The sequence below is a fragment of the Komagataeibacter rhaeticus genome (assembly GCF_003207855.1).
GTDB classification, from domain to species: Bacteria; Pseudomonadota; Alphaproteobacteria; order Acetobacterales; family Acetobacteraceae; genus Komagataeibacter; species Komagataeibacter rhaeticus.
Genome location: NZ_NKTZ01000031.1, coordinates 1 through 18,335, shown reverse-complemented (window position 1 = coordinate 18,335; position 18,335 = coordinate 1). Strand labels below are relative to the sequence as shown.

Annotated in this window: 8 protein-coding genes; 2 read left to right on the top strand and 6 right to left on the bottom strand. The window is 61.5% G+C overall.

From position 1 onward, the window contains the following. Positions 1 to 54 precede the first annotated feature (54 nt). The 3 genes from CFR78_RS14870 to CFR78_RS14860 form a co-directional block, all read right to left on the bottom strand. On the bottom strand, positions 55 to 1,287 hold the full coding sequence (locus CFR78_RS14870) for an efflux RND transporter periplasmic adaptor subunit (protein WP_258366183.1): 1,233 nt from the start codon (positions 1,285 to 1,287) through the stop codon (positions 55 to 57). Between the two features lie 20 nt (positions 1,288 to 1,307). Continuing rightward, positions 1,308 to 2,129, bottom strand: a complete 822-nt coding sequence (locus CFR78_RS14865; protein WP_240471373.1) for an efflux RND transporter periplasmic adaptor subunit — start codon at positions 2,127 to 2,129, stop codon at positions 1,308 to 1,310. A gap of 98 nt (positions 2,130 to 2,227) precedes the next feature. Continuing rightward, the gene (locus tag CFR78_RS14860; RefSeq protein WP_099963246.1) at positions 2,228 to 3,889 is read right to left on the bottom strand and encodes a TolC family protein; all 1,662 of its coding nucleotides are present in this window, start codon (positions 3,887 to 3,889) and stop codon (positions 2,228 to 2,230) included. A 341-nt stretch (positions 3,890 to 4,230) separates the two neighbouring features. On the opposite strand from CFR78_RS14860, the gene CFR78_RS14855 reads away from it, so the two are divergent. Further along, positions 4,231 to 14,553: a DUF4347 domain-containing protein gene (locus tag CFR78_RS14855; protein WP_110581323.1), complete on the top strand. Its 10,323-nt coding sequence runs from the start codon at positions 4,231 to 4,233 to the stop codon at positions 14,551 to 14,553. Positions 14,554 to 14,728: 175 nt separating this feature from the next. On the opposite strand, the gene CFR78_RS14850 is transcribed toward CFR78_RS14855, so the two are convergent. Continuing rightward, the gene (locus CFR78_RS14850) at positions 14,729 to 15,310 is read right to left on the bottom strand and encodes a TetR/AcrR family transcriptional regulator (protein ID WP_007397970.1); all 582 of its coding nucleotides are present in this window, start codon (positions 15,308 to 15,310) and stop codon (positions 14,729 to 14,731) included. Positions 15,311 to 15,431: 121 nt separating this feature from the next. Between CFR78_RS14850 and CFR78_RS14845 the strand changes: the two genes are divergently transcribed. Next, a complete protein-coding gene (locus tag CFR78_RS14845; RefSeq protein WP_007397971.1) occupies positions 15,432 to 16,412 on the top strand; it encodes an SDR family NAD(P)-dependent oxidoreductase in 981 nt (326 codons plus the stop codon). A gap of 103 nt (positions 16,413 to 16,515) precedes the next feature. Here the strand turns inward: CFR78_RS14845 and CFR78_RS14840 are convergent, their stop codons facing one another. Beyond that, positions 16,516 to 16,815: a hypothetical protein gene (locus CFR78_RS14840; protein WP_034930138.1), complete on the bottom strand. Its 300-nt coding sequence runs from the start codon at positions 16,813 to 16,815 to the stop codon at positions 16,516 to 16,518. 49 nt (positions 16,816 to 16,864) lie between these two features. Further along, positions 16,865 to 18,193 (bottom strand): MFS transporter, encoded by a 1,329-nt coding sequence (locus tag CFR78_RS14835; RefSeq protein ID WP_034930141.1) that lies wholly within the window; start codon positions 18,191 to 18,193, stop codon positions 16,865 to 16,867. Positions 18,194 to 18,335 lie beyond the last annotated feature (142 nt).

Here is an 18,335-nt window from a genome sequence, read left to right as displayed (position 1 = left end):
CGACGCCATCTGGTCCGGGGTTAACCCCGGACCAGATGGCCAACAGCAACGCCGTCAGAAGGGCGGCATAACAACAACCGGGTATAGCTTATCAAGCCCGCAAAACTGTCCGAACGGACGGGACCACCTCTTAAAGACCAGATGTCCTTCCGCTGGATGATCGGGATGCACGTTGTCAAAAAAACGCACGCGCGCATCAGGGGGGAACTGTGCGGTCTCGGTTGCCGGCAGGCGGATCTCGATCCGGCGGGACAGGGCAGGGGCGACCATGAGGATACGCTCGCCAGCCTCGACCGGGCGTCCCACCCACTCTGATGGGTCGTTGTAAAGCGCCAGCCCATCTATCGGGGCGGTCAGGGTGGCGCGGTGCAGCAGTTCGCTCTGGTAGCGCATCTGGGCTGCTTCTTCATCGATACGGCCCTTGAGTTCACCAGCCTGGGCACGGGCCTTGGCATCCAGCATACCAGCCTGAATGGCTTCATCATATTGGGTCCGCGCCACTTCCAGCGCCTTGCGGGCAACCTGGTACTGGCTTTCAAGCTGCGCGCGCTCCAGTTCCACCACCGGCGTGCCGGCCTGCACGGCGGTATTGGGGGGGATATCAAGCTGGTGGACGATACCGGCAAAGGGCGCACGCACATAGGCAGGGGCCACCGGCACGACTTCGGCCGGGGCCAGGACCCATGAATGGACCGGGTAGAACGCCACCAGTACTGCGGCCGCCAGTATGGCACCGATGCGCCTGCGCATCCGTGTATCGCGTGGCCTGGGTGGTTGAGAGGCGATAAGCTGGCGGCTTTCCGCATACTCGCCGCCAATCATGCACAGGGCCTGGATGTCGGGCGGTGTCCACGTATCCGGTCGTGCGACAAGCAGTGTGCCTGCGCGGCCATGCCGTCCGGGCAGCGGAATGAGCACGGCATGGGGGGCCATCCATTGCGCCCATTCATCGCGCAGTGCCGCAGGCAGGGTCGCGGCATCGAGTACCACGGCCTCTGTCCGGGGCGTGATGCTTTCGAACACCTGGGCCAGCCAGCGCACATAGGGGGCGGAGGCATCGAATACCGCCGTGCCGGATATGGCGGCAATCCCTGCCTTGTCCGTGCGGTAAAGGGCGGCCTGCTGGTAGGGAAGGAGATTATGGCTTTCGTTGACCAGCACGAAATCCAGCTCATCGGGCGGGCAGGTCCGCAGGCGTTCGCATAGATGCACAAGGGCCGACAGCCGCAGCAATGCGGCCTGCCGCCCTTGCTGCATGCGTGCGGGATCAGGCGGGGGGAAGGTCATGATCCGTCAGCCATCCGCCCTCATTGACCGAACTGGGCTTCTCCTGTCATGCCCGGCAGCAGGTCAGGGGCGGGACGGGTCAGCTTGCCATAGACCTTGATGGTCTTGCTGACGGGGTCCACCTTGCCCGAGATGCGGCTGATGGTTGCAGGGTAAGTGGCATCCGTTTCCAGTATGTGGACCTTGAACGAGGTACCGGGCTGCAGATGGCGCAGTTCCATGGATGAGACGATCATGGACAGTTCAAGCGAGGTATCATCCAGTATTTCCAGCATGGGGGTTCCGGCTGAAAGATACTGGTAATTATGCACCATTGTATTGGAAACACGCCCGTCAAACGGGGCCTCGATCACGCACTGCGCCACAACGGCGCTGGCCATTTCCAGATCGGCATTGGCCGCGCGTTCATCGGCCGCGGCCGAGCGCAGGTCCGATACGCTCCATTGGCCCAGTGCCTTCATCTTGTTCTGTACGTCCAGCAGGCCACGGCGCTTGATGTATTCGGCATGGGCGTGGGCAAGGGTTGCCTTCTGCTGGCCGCAGCGGAATTCGGCCAGGACGTCGCCCTTATGGAAGTGGTCACCGTCGCGCAAAGGAAATTTTTCAAGCTGGCCCGACATGCTGGCGCTGATCTGCGCACTCATGGGGGCGGTTACCTGTACGCTGGGGGCATGGACCGCCGTGCTGTCCGGTTCTGCCGTGGGGGGGATATCAGGCTGCGGGACAGGCGCCGTGGTGGCTGGCGTCATCCCGGCGGGCGCGACCGGTCGTGCTGTCTGGGCCAGGACCGTACCGGGCATAAGGGCAAGCGCCAGCGCGGAGATAAACGAATACATACGCATATACACAACCGGCCTTCCAAAATAAAGGCGCCACTCCCGCCCGGGGACGAGGTGGCTTTATGACATTACTTATTGATAATGAGTTGCAAGCTGGCAGATCAGCCGGGCGTAGCGGCAGGCTGTGCCGTATCCATCTGTGCGACAGGGGTGGCAGGCGGCGCAGCCTGCTGCACCGGTGCCGCGACGGGTGCCGTGCTGTTGCCCGCATCCGGTTTCTTGACATTATCGGGCAGCGTCAGGTCAGGCAGGCGGCCGTTTTCCCACAGGGCAATGGAATGCTCGACCTGTGCTGTCAGGTGCTTGAGATCCTGAATGTCGGCATTGGCGGGCACAAGGTCCACGCCAATGGAGGCATACAGGTTGGCCAGTGCCTGATGGGTATGCGCAAGGCTGCGGCTGTATTCAAGCTGGCCCAGCAGGGCCGCCATCTGATGGCGCACGCGATTGGCCTCGGACTGCGCGCCTGCGGCGGAAGCGGAGACGGCAAGCTGCTCCATCTGCAGGCTGACATCATTGATCTGCCGCGAGGATTTGAGGAAATCCACCGCCGTGACGTATTTCTGCGCGCTCAGGTTGATCTGGGCCAGAATGGCGACACTCAGTGCAAGGCGGCGCATTTCCGAGAGTTTGACATTGCCCTTGGCCACGGCGATGGCACGCGGCCCCTGGATCATGTTAATCAGGTTGACAGTCGCCCGGACCCCGATCTGGCCCCAGATATGGTGGTAGAGCAGGGCATTCGAATCAAAGTTGCCGTTGCCGATGGCCCCGATACCGGGCATCATCTTCAGGATTTCCTTATAGACATCCTGACGGTCAACTTTCTGCTGGTACACTTCCATGCGCAGTTCGGGGCGCATGACCAGCCCCATGCGTTCCAGCGTGGGGATGTCCAGGTTACCCAGCGGCTGCACATCCTGCGGGTGGGTGGCAAGGTTGAGCTTTTCATCCTGCGGCACGTTGATGAGGGAGGCGAGCTGGATCTGCGCACCGACCAGTTCATCCTTTATGCGCCGCATTTCACCCAGGATCTGGATGATGTTCTGCTGGTAATCAAGCAGCGTAAGGGGGGACTGCAGGTGCGCGTTACCCGCATCCTGCGATGCCGCCAGCATGGTTTCCGCATCGTGGATGATGGGGTCAAGGCGGGGCAGCATGACCTGGGCTGCCGCGGCTTCCCAGTAATTGGTGGTAACGGCCTTGACCAGATCATTGATGGCGCGCCTGCGCCGTTCCACGGCAATCAGGGCGCGGAAGGCCTGCTGGCGGGCGGAGAAATAGCTGATCCCCGCATCCATCGCGTTCCATGAAAAGCTGATATCCCCGCTGCCATGGCTGGGCATTTCGGAATAGGAATAATCCAGTGAGCGCTGGTTGCTGAATTCATCAATACTTTCAGCAGCATTGTTGTTGCTTCTGTCGGTATAGCCCGCATCGGCGGCAAGGTGCGGCAGCATCTGCATCAGGGCCAGATCAAGCTGCTTTTCCTGCTGGTTGATCTCAAGCTTGGCAACCTGTGAATCATAATTGAACTTGAGCGCGCGCGCGATGGCGGTGCCCAGTGTCAGGTCACCGTCCAGCGGCAGATAACGGGCCTCGATCGTGGCGTGATCCGCATCCGCACGCTTTATATGGTCAGCCAGCGGCATGGGCCTGGGCCGCATGCCACACCCCGCCAGAAGCATGACTGTCGAGAGCGCAGCGCAGGAGACCAGACGTAATTTGTCGCGGGTAAGCTGATGCGTCACAGTATTTACCATGAATTTCCGGGTTGTGTTCAGAACGGGAAGAAAAATTTTAATAAAATCTGGCAGAATCAGGGTTTTGGTTACCTGACTATATAGGGGTGTATATAGGTATGGTTTTGTAATACCAGCCTATTTTACAGTTGCGCTGCGCTCGATACCGGGCGCGGCATGGTAGTTATGGTGCCAACACATTTCTGTCAACTTCATTCGTTGTAACATGAGCAAAAAAATTGTAGACGGAATGCGAGAATTGAAAATGCAGCCGTGGCGCCACTGCGGAGTGGCAATGATTCATCTCATGGAAACCATAGTCTGGCATTCATAAACAAATTATTGATAAAACTGGATTTTTCATGCGTCTGATTCTTGAGCAGAGATATCTTTTTGATGGCAGCGTGGCGCATGTTACCCATCATCATGGGGTGGACAGGCACCATCACGAGAATCAGGGGGAAAATGCCCATGATGCCCCTGTTGTGGATGAAGCCGTCGGTTCCCTGCCGGATTTACCTGCAACCACTGGTACAGGCCGGTCGTTTCATGAACGTGATGGTGGAAAAAAAGACAGTTTTACCGATATCGTCTTTGTAGATTCCCGGGTCAGCGACTGGCGCGAACTCACTGCCTCGCTGGGCGATAACGTGGGCGTGGTGGTGGTGGACAGCGCGCGTGATGGCATGTCCGTCGTCTCGCGTGTCCTGTCGCACCAGCAGGACCTCAACAGTGTCAGCTTCCTCACATACGGGCAGTCAGGGCAGATCGATCTTGGCAGCGCCACCATAAACGCCGCCACCATCATGGCCGACAGCAGGCAGGTTGCGCAGTGGGGCGATGCGCTGGGGGCAAGCGGGCAGATCCTGTTCTGGGGCTGCGATGTGGGGCAGGGGACGGCCGGGCAGGCGCTGGTGGAGGACCTGCATACCCTGACCGGCGCGGGCGTTGCCGCCTCGACCGACCGCACGGGCCTTGCGACACTCGGTGGTGACTGGACCCTGGAACTGACCGATGATGTGGCCGCGAATGCGGTGGATAACCCGTTCTCCGCCGCGGCCGAGGCCGGTTATGACAGCGTGCTGGACAGCCCGGGCGCTACGGCGGATGTCGCGATTGCGAATACAGCCGGCACCAGCACCCTGCTGGGCAATTCCTTTTCACAGGATATCACCTTTACCAATCCTTCCACCAGCGTGGGGTATGGTCCCTTTGTCGAGGTCTTTGCACCAAGCACCACGCCGCTGACCTCCGTCAGCTATCTGGGGAACGACCTGACGGTCAAGGCGGTGACGCTGACGACGGATTCCAACGGAGTCGTGGGCGCCCTCAACCCGTACAGCACCGGGGCAAACGGCCAGCCGGAATTTGTGGATGCACCATCCAGCTTCAAGGCGGGCGATACCATGTACGTGGTTTCCCTGCCATTTGGCAGCTATACGCCAGGCCAGCCTGCCATCACGCTTACGGCCCAGTTCGCCAACAAAACGGTCGAAACCGTTGACCAGTCAAGCGGCACGGGGGCCCCGATTGTCATCGCGGCGGCCGGGGGGTACCAGTATGGCAATGATGCGCTGAGCGATCCGGCCACGGACCCGACCATTCAGGGAGCGGTTGTAAGCAATTCCGTTGCCCAGGACCTTGTTCACGTCAGCGCCGGGATCATTACCTCGCCCCTCGGGGAAGACGAGGTCCCGACCGGTCAGGATTATCCCGCCACATATGAGGTCAGCGTTACCCCGGCCGCGGCAACGGCTGGTAACCCGATCACGGACATGACGCTTGATGTGACGCTGCCCAATAGCGTCAACTATATCGGCGACAAGTCGGTTACCATAACGGCACCTGATGGTTCTGTAGTCACCGGTGCCAAGATCACCTATGTGCCCTCCGCCGATGGCACGACCGGCGGCTCGTTGCATGTGGTGCTGCCCAGTGTGGCCTATGACGCGGGTGCATCCTACAAGGTTGATGTTCCTGTCTATGTCGGCCAGACGGATGCGGTAAACAATACGATCCTGAATACTTCCGGCGGGACCACTGCGCCCACGACCATCGCACCCGCCACCGTAACCTATAGCGGCGACTGGACCCCGCCCGGGCAGGACGGCGCCATAACTCTGGCCAGGACGACGGTGGATACGGCACCCACCGCGTTCAACGCCAAGGCGTTCGCGGTACAGGAGACGGATACGGTCACAGATGCGGCGGGCAGCCAGACCGATGGGCAGGTCATGCCCGGCGATACCGTCACGCATGAGATCCATATCGAAAATTCGGACTATTATTCCAGCACCGGCATGATGGTGACCGCCACGCTGGGCGATGGCCAGGCCCTGAAGCCCGGCACGGACCCGACCTTTACCTATACCGATGCCACCGGAACATCGCATGAAGTGCAGTTGGGCAGTGACTACTGGTCGGCCACGCCGGGTGATAACGGGCAGACCGTGGTAACAATGAACATTGCCCAGTACCTGATTGACAATAACCTGCCTGCCATGGGCGCAGGCAAGCAGGGCACGATCAGCTATGCCAGCACGGTGCTGGATAATTATACCGCCTCGAACACGCCGGTGACCGAAGGGGATACGGTCAGCAGCAGCGTGAGTGTCAGCGCGCTGGCAACGGCCCCCGATGGTACAACTTCGCAGGTGCAGGATAATTCAAGCAGCACGCTTTCCGTGCCCAGTGGCACAACGGGGCTGAAGATCGTGGCCGTCAACCAATCCGGCACGGACGGAACGACACCTGTCATCCACGCAGGTGACGAGGTCACTTACGAGGCGACCTACACCCTCAAGACCGGCACCTACAGCGACCTTGACCTGTCATCATACCTGCCCGTGCCGCTGTATGACACGAGCAACCCCACGGGCACCGGCGATTCCGCCTTCACGGCGGCCAGCAGCACGGACCTCCTTGACCAGAAGGCAGGCACCTACAGTGTGGTGAGCGTACCGGGTGGTGTCGATCCAAGCCAGGTCCAGGTCTCGACCCAGGCTTCGAGCAACAGCATCAGCTTTGATATGGGCAGCAGCGACATCCCCGCATCGAGTGATGCCGGCAAGACGGTCACCGTGCTGTTTACCGTCAAGGCCACCTCGACCCCCTTTGCCGATGGCCTGAGCCTGACCAGCCAGGAGCAGTCCACCTTCACCAACGGGCAGAATACCCAGACGGCCCAGTCCACCCTGCAGTCGGTTACCGTTGGCGAGCCAGCAGCCGTGATCAAGACAGGCGTGGTGTCGGTCATGAACGGTGACAGCGCGGAAAAGGTCACCTATACGCCCCAGACGGCGGGTGAGGGGACGGATACCGATCCCACCACCACCTTCAACGCCGCAGGATCGGTTGGGGGGGCCTATATATCGGTTCCTGCCGGTGGCGTCAGCGGCCTTGGCGCGGTCAATGACCTCAATGCCACGGGGGCCAAGGGCGGCGATACCGTGCGTATCGCCTCCACGGTGGAAAATACCGGCTCGGCCGACATGTACGACCTGACGGTATCGGGCGCCCTGCCAGCCGGGTTCTCGACGGCGGATGTGACGAATTTCCAGATCACGCGCCCCGATGGGACGGTGATCTATCCCTCTGCCAGCAGCTATTTCAGCACGGGTGGCCTGACCATACCGGCCACATTGGCAACGGATCCGGTCCTGGCCAAGGGGCAGGACCTGACCATTACCTATGACCTGACCCTGCCCACCGGCCAGAACCTTGGCGATACGCTGGTGGCCAACGCAACGGTGGTGAACTTTGGCAACAGCCCCGGCGCCGTGGCCCAGGGGGACGGGTTCGTGACCAATCACGTACCGATTGGCGGGCAGGCCTCGGACCTGACCGATCCGGCCAGTATCACCCTGCAGGCGCCCACCATCAGCAAGACCATCAGCGCATCCAACCTGCCCACGAATGATGGCGTTGCTACGACCACGTCCAGCGGTAACATTGTCAGTGGCGAGACGCGCACCACCACCATTACCGTAGCCGTGCCCGAAGGCACGCTTACCAATGGCGATGGTGATGTGACGGTGGTGGAAACCCTGCCCGCGGGCATGGATTATGCCGGGGACTTTGTTGGTACCCTGGCGGGTGTGACCGCCTCCAGCGTCGGTACCGACGGCAGCCTGCCTGCGCCAACGGTGGTCAATAACGCTGATGGCACCACCACCCTGACCTTTGATCTGGGCAGGACGGTTACCAATTCCGGTTCGGCCCCCGGCACCATAACGCTGGCCTATAACGGTTATTATGGCAAGAACAATGCCCCGGCCAATACGGATACGATCACTTCATCGGCGGTGCTGAACTACAGCGTACATGATGATACGGCCACCGTTGACGGGCCGGATGGCATGAACACCGTGGCCGAGCAGGCTGGCCCCGCCGACGTGACCGTAACCGAGCGCAAGCCCTCCCTCACCGAAACCATTACCGATGATACGAATGGCCAGCCGCTGTACAGTGGCCAGAAGGTGACCTATACCCTGACACTGGGCAATAATGGTGATGTGACGGCCTATGACATTGATCATGCCATCACGCTGCCGTCGGGCCTCACTGGCGTGACCATCACGGGTGGGGGCAATACCATCACCGTGGCCGCTGGCCAGACATCCGTCGCCCTGTCCCAGCTTGCCGCTCTTGCCCGTGGCGCTTCGGTCACCTACACCATTACCGGCACGGTTGCCAACGACCTGCCGGCCGACACACAGCTTACGGTAACGGACGCCTACACTTGGCATTCGGCGCCAGAGAGCTACGTATTCATGCCCCCATCGGGCACCGCGTCCGGATCGGGGGATGCATCGGCAAAACCGCAGGATGTGCCTGAAGCCTTCAACGGCACGGTCAGCGATGCGCCAGCGGTTGGCAGTTTCACGTCCGTGCTCGACATTGTGGGTGAGAGCAATGACACGACCGGCGGCATCTCCTACCGCGCGCCGGTCACTGTGGCCAATACCGTGCCCGGCGACCAGATCACCCTGCAGGGCGAGGTCCTGATCCCCGAAGGGCAGAACCACAATGTGACGCTGACCCTCGCGGTGCCGGACAATGTGCAGCTTGACCCCACATCGCTGCGCCTGCTTCTGGCCAGTCCGAACGGGGAGATCACCTCGTCCAGCCTTGGCAGTGCCGCGCAGTTGGCCGAAGGAACGACAGCGGCCCTGACCATGCAGGGTGGCGGCAAGACCTTCACGCTTACGGATCCGGCGGAGGCCGCGCTCAACAGTAATGGCGCGGCCATAACCGGCGTGACAACGGACTCCTCCGGCCAGACCGTGCTTACCATCAGCCTGGGCACGGTAACCAACAACGATACATCACCCGTTCCCAACTATGCCATCATCCAGGTGGCGGGCACGGTGCTCAATACCACGGCCAACAAGGATGGCACCGCCCTGAGCGAGAGCCTGACGGCCAGTACGTCACCAACTTCCACGGCGACACCCATATCCACGCCCGCCTCCACCGTAAGCGAAACGGTCAAGGAACCCACCGTCACGCTGGGCAAGGCGGTGACCGCGATCGATTACACCGCTGACACCGTCACCTTTACCGATATCCTGACCAATACCGGCGATGCCACGGCTTATGATGTCGCCCTCGATGACCCGCTGGTGACAGGGCAGGAAACCATTGCTGGCACTGTTGCGGCCACGGGTAATGGCACAGTGGACACCACGATCAATGCCAGCGGCAGCGTGGTGAGCGCGGATACGGACGGCGTGACCACCAGCGGCCTGACGCTGGCCGCCGGTGCCAGCGAGACCGTGACCTATACGGTCAAGCTGTCCGACCTGACAAAGGGGCTGGCGCAGACCACGACCGATGTGACGTGGGAATCACTGGCCGGGGCCACGCCCGCCACTTCAGGCGGAACGGCGCAGAGCCGCGATGGCTCGGCCGGGCAGGCTGGCACGGCAGGCACCAATAGCGCCGATACCTATGAACGTTCGGTCACGATGGGGCTTGGCACCCTGTCGGGCCAGATCTGGCAGGCGCTGGGCAACACGCCCGGCACCTATGACAGCGCCATCGATACCCCACTGAAGGGCGTAGGCGTTACGGTTACCGCGCGCGGGCAGGACGGCACCTATGCCAACGGCCTTGTGCAGACAGGCATCCAGACCGATGGCAATGGCAACTACGCGGTGCTGGTGCCGGTTTATGGCACGCCCACATCCTCCATTGCGGAAATTACCGTGCCGACCACAGGGGGGACGGATGGCGTGCCTGCCAGCGAGACGGAGGTCTACAACCATGATGGCGCGGTGACGTCAGCCACAACCGCTGTCAGCCCCGATGCGGGTTCAACCAATGGCATGAGCGCAACCCATGCCGACCTGGCCTATGAACTGCCCGATACCGTCCCCACCATTACAGGCTGGCAGGATACCACGCCGCATGTGGCCACCGCTGGCGCCCCCACGGCAATCGGCGATGGCGGGGTAACGGTGGATGACCACGAACTCGATACCTTGACCACGAAGGAAAGCGACACCTACAGCTATGCCGGTACCACACTGACGGTGCAGCGCTATGCTGATGGCAAGGCCGCCCCTTCGGCCGCAGACAGCTTTGGCGTGACGGGCACCGACGTGAGCATGGCGGGTGGACAGGTAAGCGTGAACGGTACCGCGATCGGCACTTATACCGACACGGGCGGCGTGCTGAACTTGACGTTCAATACAGCCGCCACCAAGGCCGGCATCGCCACACTGGCGCAAGACCTGACCTATACCTACACACCCACGGCAACCGACCCGGCAACACAGCTTGATGTCACGCTGGGGGCCACGTTCTCCGATGGCAATACCAACCTTACGGGCACGCAGGTCACCACTGGCGCGCAGGGCACGGGGGGCGTGCAGACCAGTGCGCCCATGTTCACGCGTGTCAGTGTGGGCGGCAGTTCCTTTGCCACCACCTATGCCGAACCCAATGATATCCCGGCCATGACCAAAGCGACGGATCTGGGATCGTATCTGTCGGTAGAGGATGCGTCGGGCACGGGTACGGGTTCAATCCAGAAAGTGACGGTGCAGATCGCCTCCGCCACGGCAGAGGATGTACTGGCCGCCAGCACGGCGGGTGGCATTACCGCCAGCATGGACAGCGCAACCGGCACCCTGACACTGACTGCGGGCACCGCAACCACACTGCAGGACTGGCGGAGCACGCTGGCCAGCCTGCAATATTATGACAGTTCCGATACGCCTGTCGTCGGCACGCGTAACGTGAGCATATCGGTCTTTGAAAACGGGGTGAGTGCGCCCATCGTCACAAACGGCACGATTGCGGTCATTGCCGCCAATGACTCCCCGATCCTCGATCCCTCGGTTCCGGTCTCCCTCAACGATGCGCAGGAGGACTCCGGTCCGCCGCAGGGTGCGGTCGGCACATCGGTCTCGCAGCTTGTGGGCTATGCAGGGGCAACAGGTGGCGCAGGCAACGTGACCGATCCTGATGGCGCCGGCCTGACGGGCCAGACAGCCGCAGGCGTGACCCCGCTGCCCGGCATCGCCATTACCAGTGCCGATACCACCCACGGCACATGGTGGTACAGTATCAACAACGGCAGGACATGGACCGAATTCGCCGGTAGCGGCGTGAGCAACGCGATAGGCGCCGACAGCGCGCTGCACCTGATCGATAACGGGCAGGCGCGGGTCTATTTCCAGTCCACCGACCCGAACTGGAACGGCAAGGTCAATGATGCCCTGACCTTCCGCGCATGGGACCAGTACGATGGCGCGGCCAATGGCAGCATCTCCACGCTGCCGGCTGTGGCTGGGCTGGGCACGGGCATCAATACGCCGGGTTCGGCCTATTCGTCGGCCGTGGATAGCGTTGCGCTGATGGACGACAACGTGAACGACGCCCCGAACGTGGTGGTCAGCAACAGCGATCCCGGCGCTACGCCGGTAACGGGGGGGCTGCCCGCTTCGTGGCAGGTAACGGAAGACACGCCGCAGGCAGCGAGCGTGCAGGACCTGTTTGGCAGCTATTTCTCGGATCAGACCGACCAGCAGCACAGTGCCACCAACCCGGATGGTTCCACAGCCAACACCATGGCGGGCGTGGCCATAGTGGGCTACACGCCCACGGCTGCGGGCACATGGTCCTATTCAACCGATGGCGGCAAGACGTGGACGCAGCTTCCGGCCGCCATCTCGGACACGAATGCGCTCGTACTGTCCAAGGATGCGCAACTGCAGTTTACGCCCGCAGCCAACTATAACGGCCAGCCCGCAGGTGGCGATGACCTCAAGGTGGCGTTGATCGACAATTCGGATGCGACATCCGGCAGTCCCGCCCTTGCGGGAGCGGACGGGCAGGCCCTGACCACGCCAGATGGCACGCCCCTGACCGGGGCCGCGCTGGATTCCGGCACGATGGCGATAGCCGGCGCCGATGTCTCGACCCGTGGCGGGCAGACAGCGCTCAGTGTGGGCACGGTCGACCTGTCCACTGCGGTAACGCCGGTCAATGACCCGCCAACCATGGCGCCAGGGCACTATACGTTGCCTGACGTGACCTCCAACAGTGCCGAAAGCACCAATACGGGCGCCACGGTTGCAAGCCTGTATGGCGATGCCGTGCAGGACGGGGCCGATGCACAGCAGGGCGCGGCCGACCCGACAGGCTCCACCGCCGACCATCTGGCCGGCGTGGCCATTACCGGCAATACGGCCAACCCCACGACCCAGGGCACATGGCAGTATTCAACCGATGGTGGCAGGACATGGACGGACGTGCCTGCTGATGTCTCGGGCAGCAATGCCCTGGTGCTGGGCGATCAGGCCACATTGCGTTTTGACCCTGTGCCGAACTTTACCGGCACGCCTGGCAGCCTGACTACGCAGGTTGTCGAGAGTTCGGCCGCCGTGCCGATAACCGGCACCAGCAACGGTGTCGCCACCAGTGTTACGGGGCAGGCGCTTGACGGCACTGCCACGGCCCTGACGGGCGTAAACATAACCCGGATGCAGCACGATTACCCCAACGGGTCGGTCAGTACCAACAGCCAGCCGCTGGACATCACGGTTACACCGGACAGCCACAGGGACATCAGCCTTCCGCCCGGCCAGGAAGACCAGCCGGGCACGAAACAGACCGTGTCTGACCTGTTCACCGCCGCAGACGATCCGAATGGTGTGGGCGGTGTTGCCATTACCGGCAACGCCACGCCTGCCAGTGAAGGGACGTGGATGTATTCCGTGCCCGGTGGTACGGCGCAGGCGCTGCCGACCGATCTTTCCGCCACCAATGCGGTGGTGCTGCCCAAGGATGCGCAGGTGTGGTTCCAGCCTGCGTCCAACTTTAACGGTGATCCGTCCAACCTTTCGCTTACGGCAACGGTGGTGGACAATACCACGGCCACCGCCTTTACGGGGGCGGATGGCAAGGCTGTGGCGGGTGACGCCATAACCGGTGTCGCGACGGGTGTGGATGTAAGCAGCACGGGCGGGGGAACCGCGCTCGATGTCGTGCCGGTGCATGTGCATACCGGTGTCATACCGGTCAATGACGCACCGGTGGCAAGCGGTAGCGCGACCCTGCCATCCGAATACACCAACAGGCTGGACGTGAAGGGCGATAGCGTTGCCAATCTGTTCGGGCCGACTTTTTCGGACCAGGTCGACCAGCAGCGCAGTGCCTCCAACCCTGATGGCTCGGTAGCCGACCATCTTCAGGGGATCGCCATCGTGGGCAATACAGCCAACCCGGCCACGCAGGGGACATGGCAATACTCAACCGATGGTGGCAGGACATGGCAGGATGTCAGCACCGCGGTTTCCGCCACGGCGGCGCTTGTGCTGCCGGCCAGCGCGGAACTGCATTTTGCCGCCGTGATCGGCTTTACCGGTACGCCGGGCGGGTTGTCCGCCGCATTGGTGGAGACCAACAGCACGTTGGCGACGGGTAACGCCGCACAGGTTGCCGATGTGTCGGCGCTGATGGCGGATGAGACCAGCCACGTCTCGCAGTCCCCCGTGATGCTGAATACGAACGTAACGCAGCAGGAGGGTAATCCCGCCCTTTCCGGCTCCACCCTGAACAACGATCTCAGTTCGTCCAGCATGCTCAAGACATCGGTGGAGGATGCGTTCGAGAACGAGTTCCAGCGGGGTTTTGGCGTCGCGCACCAGACATGGATACGCGGCACGTCGCTGTACCGGTTTGTGACGACCAATCAGCAGTATGATGTTGATGTGCCTGCCGGTGCCTTCATCAGTTCGGATGGAACGGACCTCAACCTGACCATTACGGCACGGCAGGCGGGCGGCGCGCCGCTGCCGGACTGGGTTTCGTTCGATGCGGATCGCCGCTGCTTTTCCATGATCGCGCCGGATGAAGCCACCGGTTCCATCGACCTGACCCTGATCGGTCGCGATGAATATGGCCATGAAGCGGAAGTCGATGTGCATGTGGTGATCGGGCACGAACATCCCGCATGGCAGATGGCCGATGACCCGTCCATTCCCCGGGCGGTGGACCAGGCAATGCAGGTGGTGGAGCAGGACATGAACTGGCTTGCCTTCAACCCCGACTTCCATCGCGGTGGCCACCACGATGCCGGGCCAGCCCCCGGCAAAAAGGGGCTGCGTGCGCAGATGCGTCAGATCGGCCAGAGAGCAGCCCATGCGCGTGGCCGTGATCTGGTCAATCACTGACCACCTGTCAGGCTGCTGAATGCGGTGCCCCCTGACAGGATGTATGGCCTGTTACAGGGGGCCTGCAGGCTGTCGGTATGCTGGCAACCAGATGTGCCCCTGCACCTGGCATGTTCGATACAGAGTTGCCAGACCACCGCCGATGTAACGGAACGCTGCCACCCAATGTCGTAGTTTACGGGGTCGTTCTCCGAGATCCGGCGATGAGGATATCGACAAGGCGCTTCGCGCTGGTTTCCCAGCCGGGACCGGCCGCATAGTTCGAAACGCCGGCCAGGGCACGAAGCAGATCAAGCGGATCGATATCCGCGTTGATGTCTCCACTTGCGACAGCAGCCGATACAAGCCCCTCGATCGCGTTCTGCAGAATCGTGCCGGATTGGGCATAAAGCGCGCACGTTCCCCCAACCAGCCCATTGAGTGCGGGGGCAATCACCTGTTTGGCCGCGATATAGTCCACAAACAGCCGCATCCATGCCCGCAGCGCCTCCACCGGCGGATGCTGCGCGGCAAGGGTCGGCGCAGCATTGGCAAGGCGGTCCAGTTCAGCGCGATAGACCGCCTCGATCAGCGCATCGCGATTGGGAAAGTGGCGGTAAAGCGTGCCGATCCCGACACCCGCACGACGGGCGACCTCATCCAGCGGGATATCGACTTCCCCTGCCGTGAACGCGGCCTTGGCCACTGTCAGCAGGTTTTCCCTGTTGCGCTGTCCATCGCTGCGCGGTCGGCGGCGCGGCTTTTTTTCGTCGGTCACCAGTTTCCCTCTTGTTAAGCGGAGTAATGCTCCGCATATATCAGGCGGAGCTACACTCCACATAACACCCCGCATGCCGCTTCGGCAAAAAACGGATGCATCCTTTCAAGGAGTTCCACCCATGACACAGATTTTTGGCGCAAGCTCGACAACGGAAGATGTCCTCTCCGGCGTATCCCTGAAGGGAAAACGTGTTCTCGTGACCGGCGTTTCCGCTGGCCTGGGCGTTGAAACCGCGCGTGCCCTTGCCGCACATGGTGCCCAGGTGGTGGGGGCGGCGCGCAATCTGGCAAAAGCGGAACAGGCCACCGCACAGGTCCGCGCGGATGCTGCGCGTGGGGGCGGGGGTTTCGAACTGGCCGCCCTGGACCTTGCGGATCTGGACAGTGTCCGCACCTGCGCCGATCAGTTGAATGCTACCGGTCTGCCCTTTGATCTGATCATTGCCAATGCAGGCGTGATGGCCACGCCGTTCGGCCATACGAAGGACGGGTTCGAGACGCAGTTCGGCACCAATCATCTGGGGCACTTCGTCCTCGTCAACCGGATCGCGGGACTGATGCGCACCGGTGCGCGGCTGGTCAACGTGTCCTCGGCCGGACACCGCTTTGCGGATGTTGATCTGGAAGACCCGAATTTCGCCCATACACCTTACGATTCATTTGCCGCCTACGGGCGCTCCAAGACGGCCAACATCCTCTTTGCCGTTGCGTTTGATGCGCGGCATCGCGCGCGCGGCGTGCGCGCCACGGCGGTGCATCCCGGTGGGATCATGACCGAACTTGCACGTCATATGCAGGCTGGCGCCATCGAGGCGATGGTGAAGGGGATCAATGAACAGGCTGCGGCTGAAGGCAAACCGCCGTTCCAGTTCAAGACCATTCCGCAGGGAGCGGCCACGTCGGTCTGGGCAGGCGTAGTGGGGGCGGCTGACGCGGTCGGCGGCCATTACTGCGAAGACTGCCACGTCAGTCCGGTCGTGCCCGATGACCAGCCGATCAGTCTGGTCAGTGAGGGCGTGCGGGCCTACGCGGTCGATCCCGCGCATGCCGAGGCGCTGTGGGCGAAAAGTGAGGATATGGTCGGGGAAAAATTCTCCTGAAGCTTTCACGTTTCTGTTTCCGGTATTGTTCGATGCGAACCGGCGCGTGATGTCTGGTGGGCACATGGCGTCGGCTTCCGCTTCTTTTACTTGGTGGCTACATTCAGCGGATATCCATGTCGTCCCTGCGCGCCGGAACGCATGCCCAGTCGAAACCCAGGGAAGATAACGCATGTCGAAGGACGATCGCGCCAAGGTCGTCCTTACCGCTGCTACAGCGGACCATATCAGGGTCTGACAAGCCCTGATCTTGCAACATACATTTATGGAAAACAGGTCTGCTGGCAAAATATTCGATGAACTGCTCCCCTTTTACTGATTTTTCAAAGGGATGGACAAGCGCCCCCGGCAATGGATTCACGCGGAATGCCCCAATCCCGCGGGCTCTTATGGTGTCTGCCATACCGGCCAGAAGGCAGGACCGGTCATGCCCGGTAGATGTAAACCGTTTTTCATGCCGTTTCGGGAAGTGGCGTGATGCCGCGCGGCCAAAGCGCCAGGAAAACGAGTTGCAGCGCGCTGCTGCCCAGCGGCAGCCATACGAACCCGGCCGTGACCCAGTGTTTCAGCCCGATAAAGACCGTATCGGCCCCGCCCGTATAGTGGCCGTAAGACAGGAAGGATGCGAGTAGAAAGCCGGTAACACCCATGGATACTTTTGTAACCAATGTATTGATTGAATAGGCCATGCCGGCGGTGTTGGCAGATGACATCAGCCGGCCCCGATCGATCGCATGCGCCAGCAGTACATAATAAAGTGGCGACCCGATACCCTGTGCCAGGGTAAGCATGGAAAAGGCGGCAAGGAAAAACGGTGTGGAGCCACCGGCCAGGAAAAGCAGCGCATAGGCCATGACCTGCACGCACAGGCAGGTCATGGCCGTTCCGACAACACCCAGGTGACGTACGCCGTGCGGGCATACGAGCGCACCGCCAAAGCCCATTATGGTGGCAACGGTCAGAAGAATGCTGCCCAGTTCAGCCCGGCCTCCCAGAACGACGCGGGCATAGTACAGCGCAAAGCCATACAGTGTTGCCAGACCGACAAATTGCAGAAATACCAGTGCATTGCATATCCACCAGCTTCGGTTCCACGCCAGGGCGCGCAGCAGGACCGCGGGTGGATGACGCGCGGGCAGGGGGGGGTAACGGGTAACGCAGATCCGCCCGACATAGCGCCAGAGTACGGTTGCCGTAACGGCAAGTACCAGTGCATAAATGGCCATGCCATGCTGGCGTTGCGGCATGCCGCTTCCGCCCCCCAGCCACGTAATGGCCGGAATGGTAAGCAGGGAGACGATAAACTGGCCGCTCTGGCACCCCATCATCCTGAAGGCGTTCAGGTCCACCCGGTCCTGCGCGCTGCGGGTCATCATCGTGCCCAGCGCGCCATAGGGTGTATTGATGCACGAATAGATGGCCCCGAATACAATATAGGTCAGGGTGGCCCATGCTATCTTTCCCTGTGGGGAAAGGGGCATGGCCACAAAGCACAGGCAGCCGAACAGGCCGAATGGAATGGCAAGGCTGCGGATCAGGCGGGACACGACATGCCCGCCCCTGCGGTCAATGAAATAACCGATGGCCGGATCGCAGAATGCATCGAAAATCCGTGCCGTCAGCAGGATCCACCCCACCGCCACCACGGGCAGGCCATAGATGTCCGTGTAGTAGAACATGAGGTAGGACGACGTCATGCCCCACATCAGGTTGGAGGAAAGATCGCCGCATCCATAAGCGATTTTCTCGCGTAGGGAAACTTCGGTGATGATGGATGACATGGCGGACTCCCAGAGGTGGTCCCGTCCGTTCGGACAGTTTTGCGGGCTTGATAAGCTATACCCGGTTGTTGTTATGCCGCCCTTCTGACGGCGTTGCTGTTGGCCATCTGGTCCGGGGTTAACCCCGGACCAGATGGCGTCG

Coding starts and splice junctions, on each gene's coding strand:
- CFR78_RS14870 (WP_258366183.1), bottom strand. CDS start 1,287: ATGACCTTCCCCCCGCCTGATCCCGCACGCATGCAGCAAGGGCGGCAG.
- CFR78_RS14865 (WP_240471373.1), bottom strand. CDS start 2,129: ATGCGTATGTATTCGTTTATCTCCGCGCTGGCGCTTGCCCTTATGCCC.
- CFR78_RS14860 (WP_099963246.1), bottom strand. CDS start 3,889: ATGGTAAATACTGTGACGCATCAGCTTACCCGCGACAAATTACGTCTG.
- CFR78_RS14855 (WP_110581323.1), top strand. CDS start 4,231: ATGCGTCTGATTCTTGAGCAGAGATATCTTTTTGATGGCAGCGTGGCG.
- CFR78_RS14845 (WP_007397971.1), top strand. CDS start 15,432: ATGACACAGATTTTTGGCGCAAGCTCGACAACGGAAGATGTCCTCTCC.
- CFR78_RS14840 (WP_034930138.1), bottom strand. CDS start 16,815: ATGGCAGACACCATAAGAGCCCGCGGGATTGGGGCATTCCGCGTGAAT.
- CFR78_RS14835 (WP_034930141.1), bottom strand. CDS start 18,193: ATGTCATCCATCATCACCGAAGTTTCCCTACGCGAGAAAATCGCTTAT.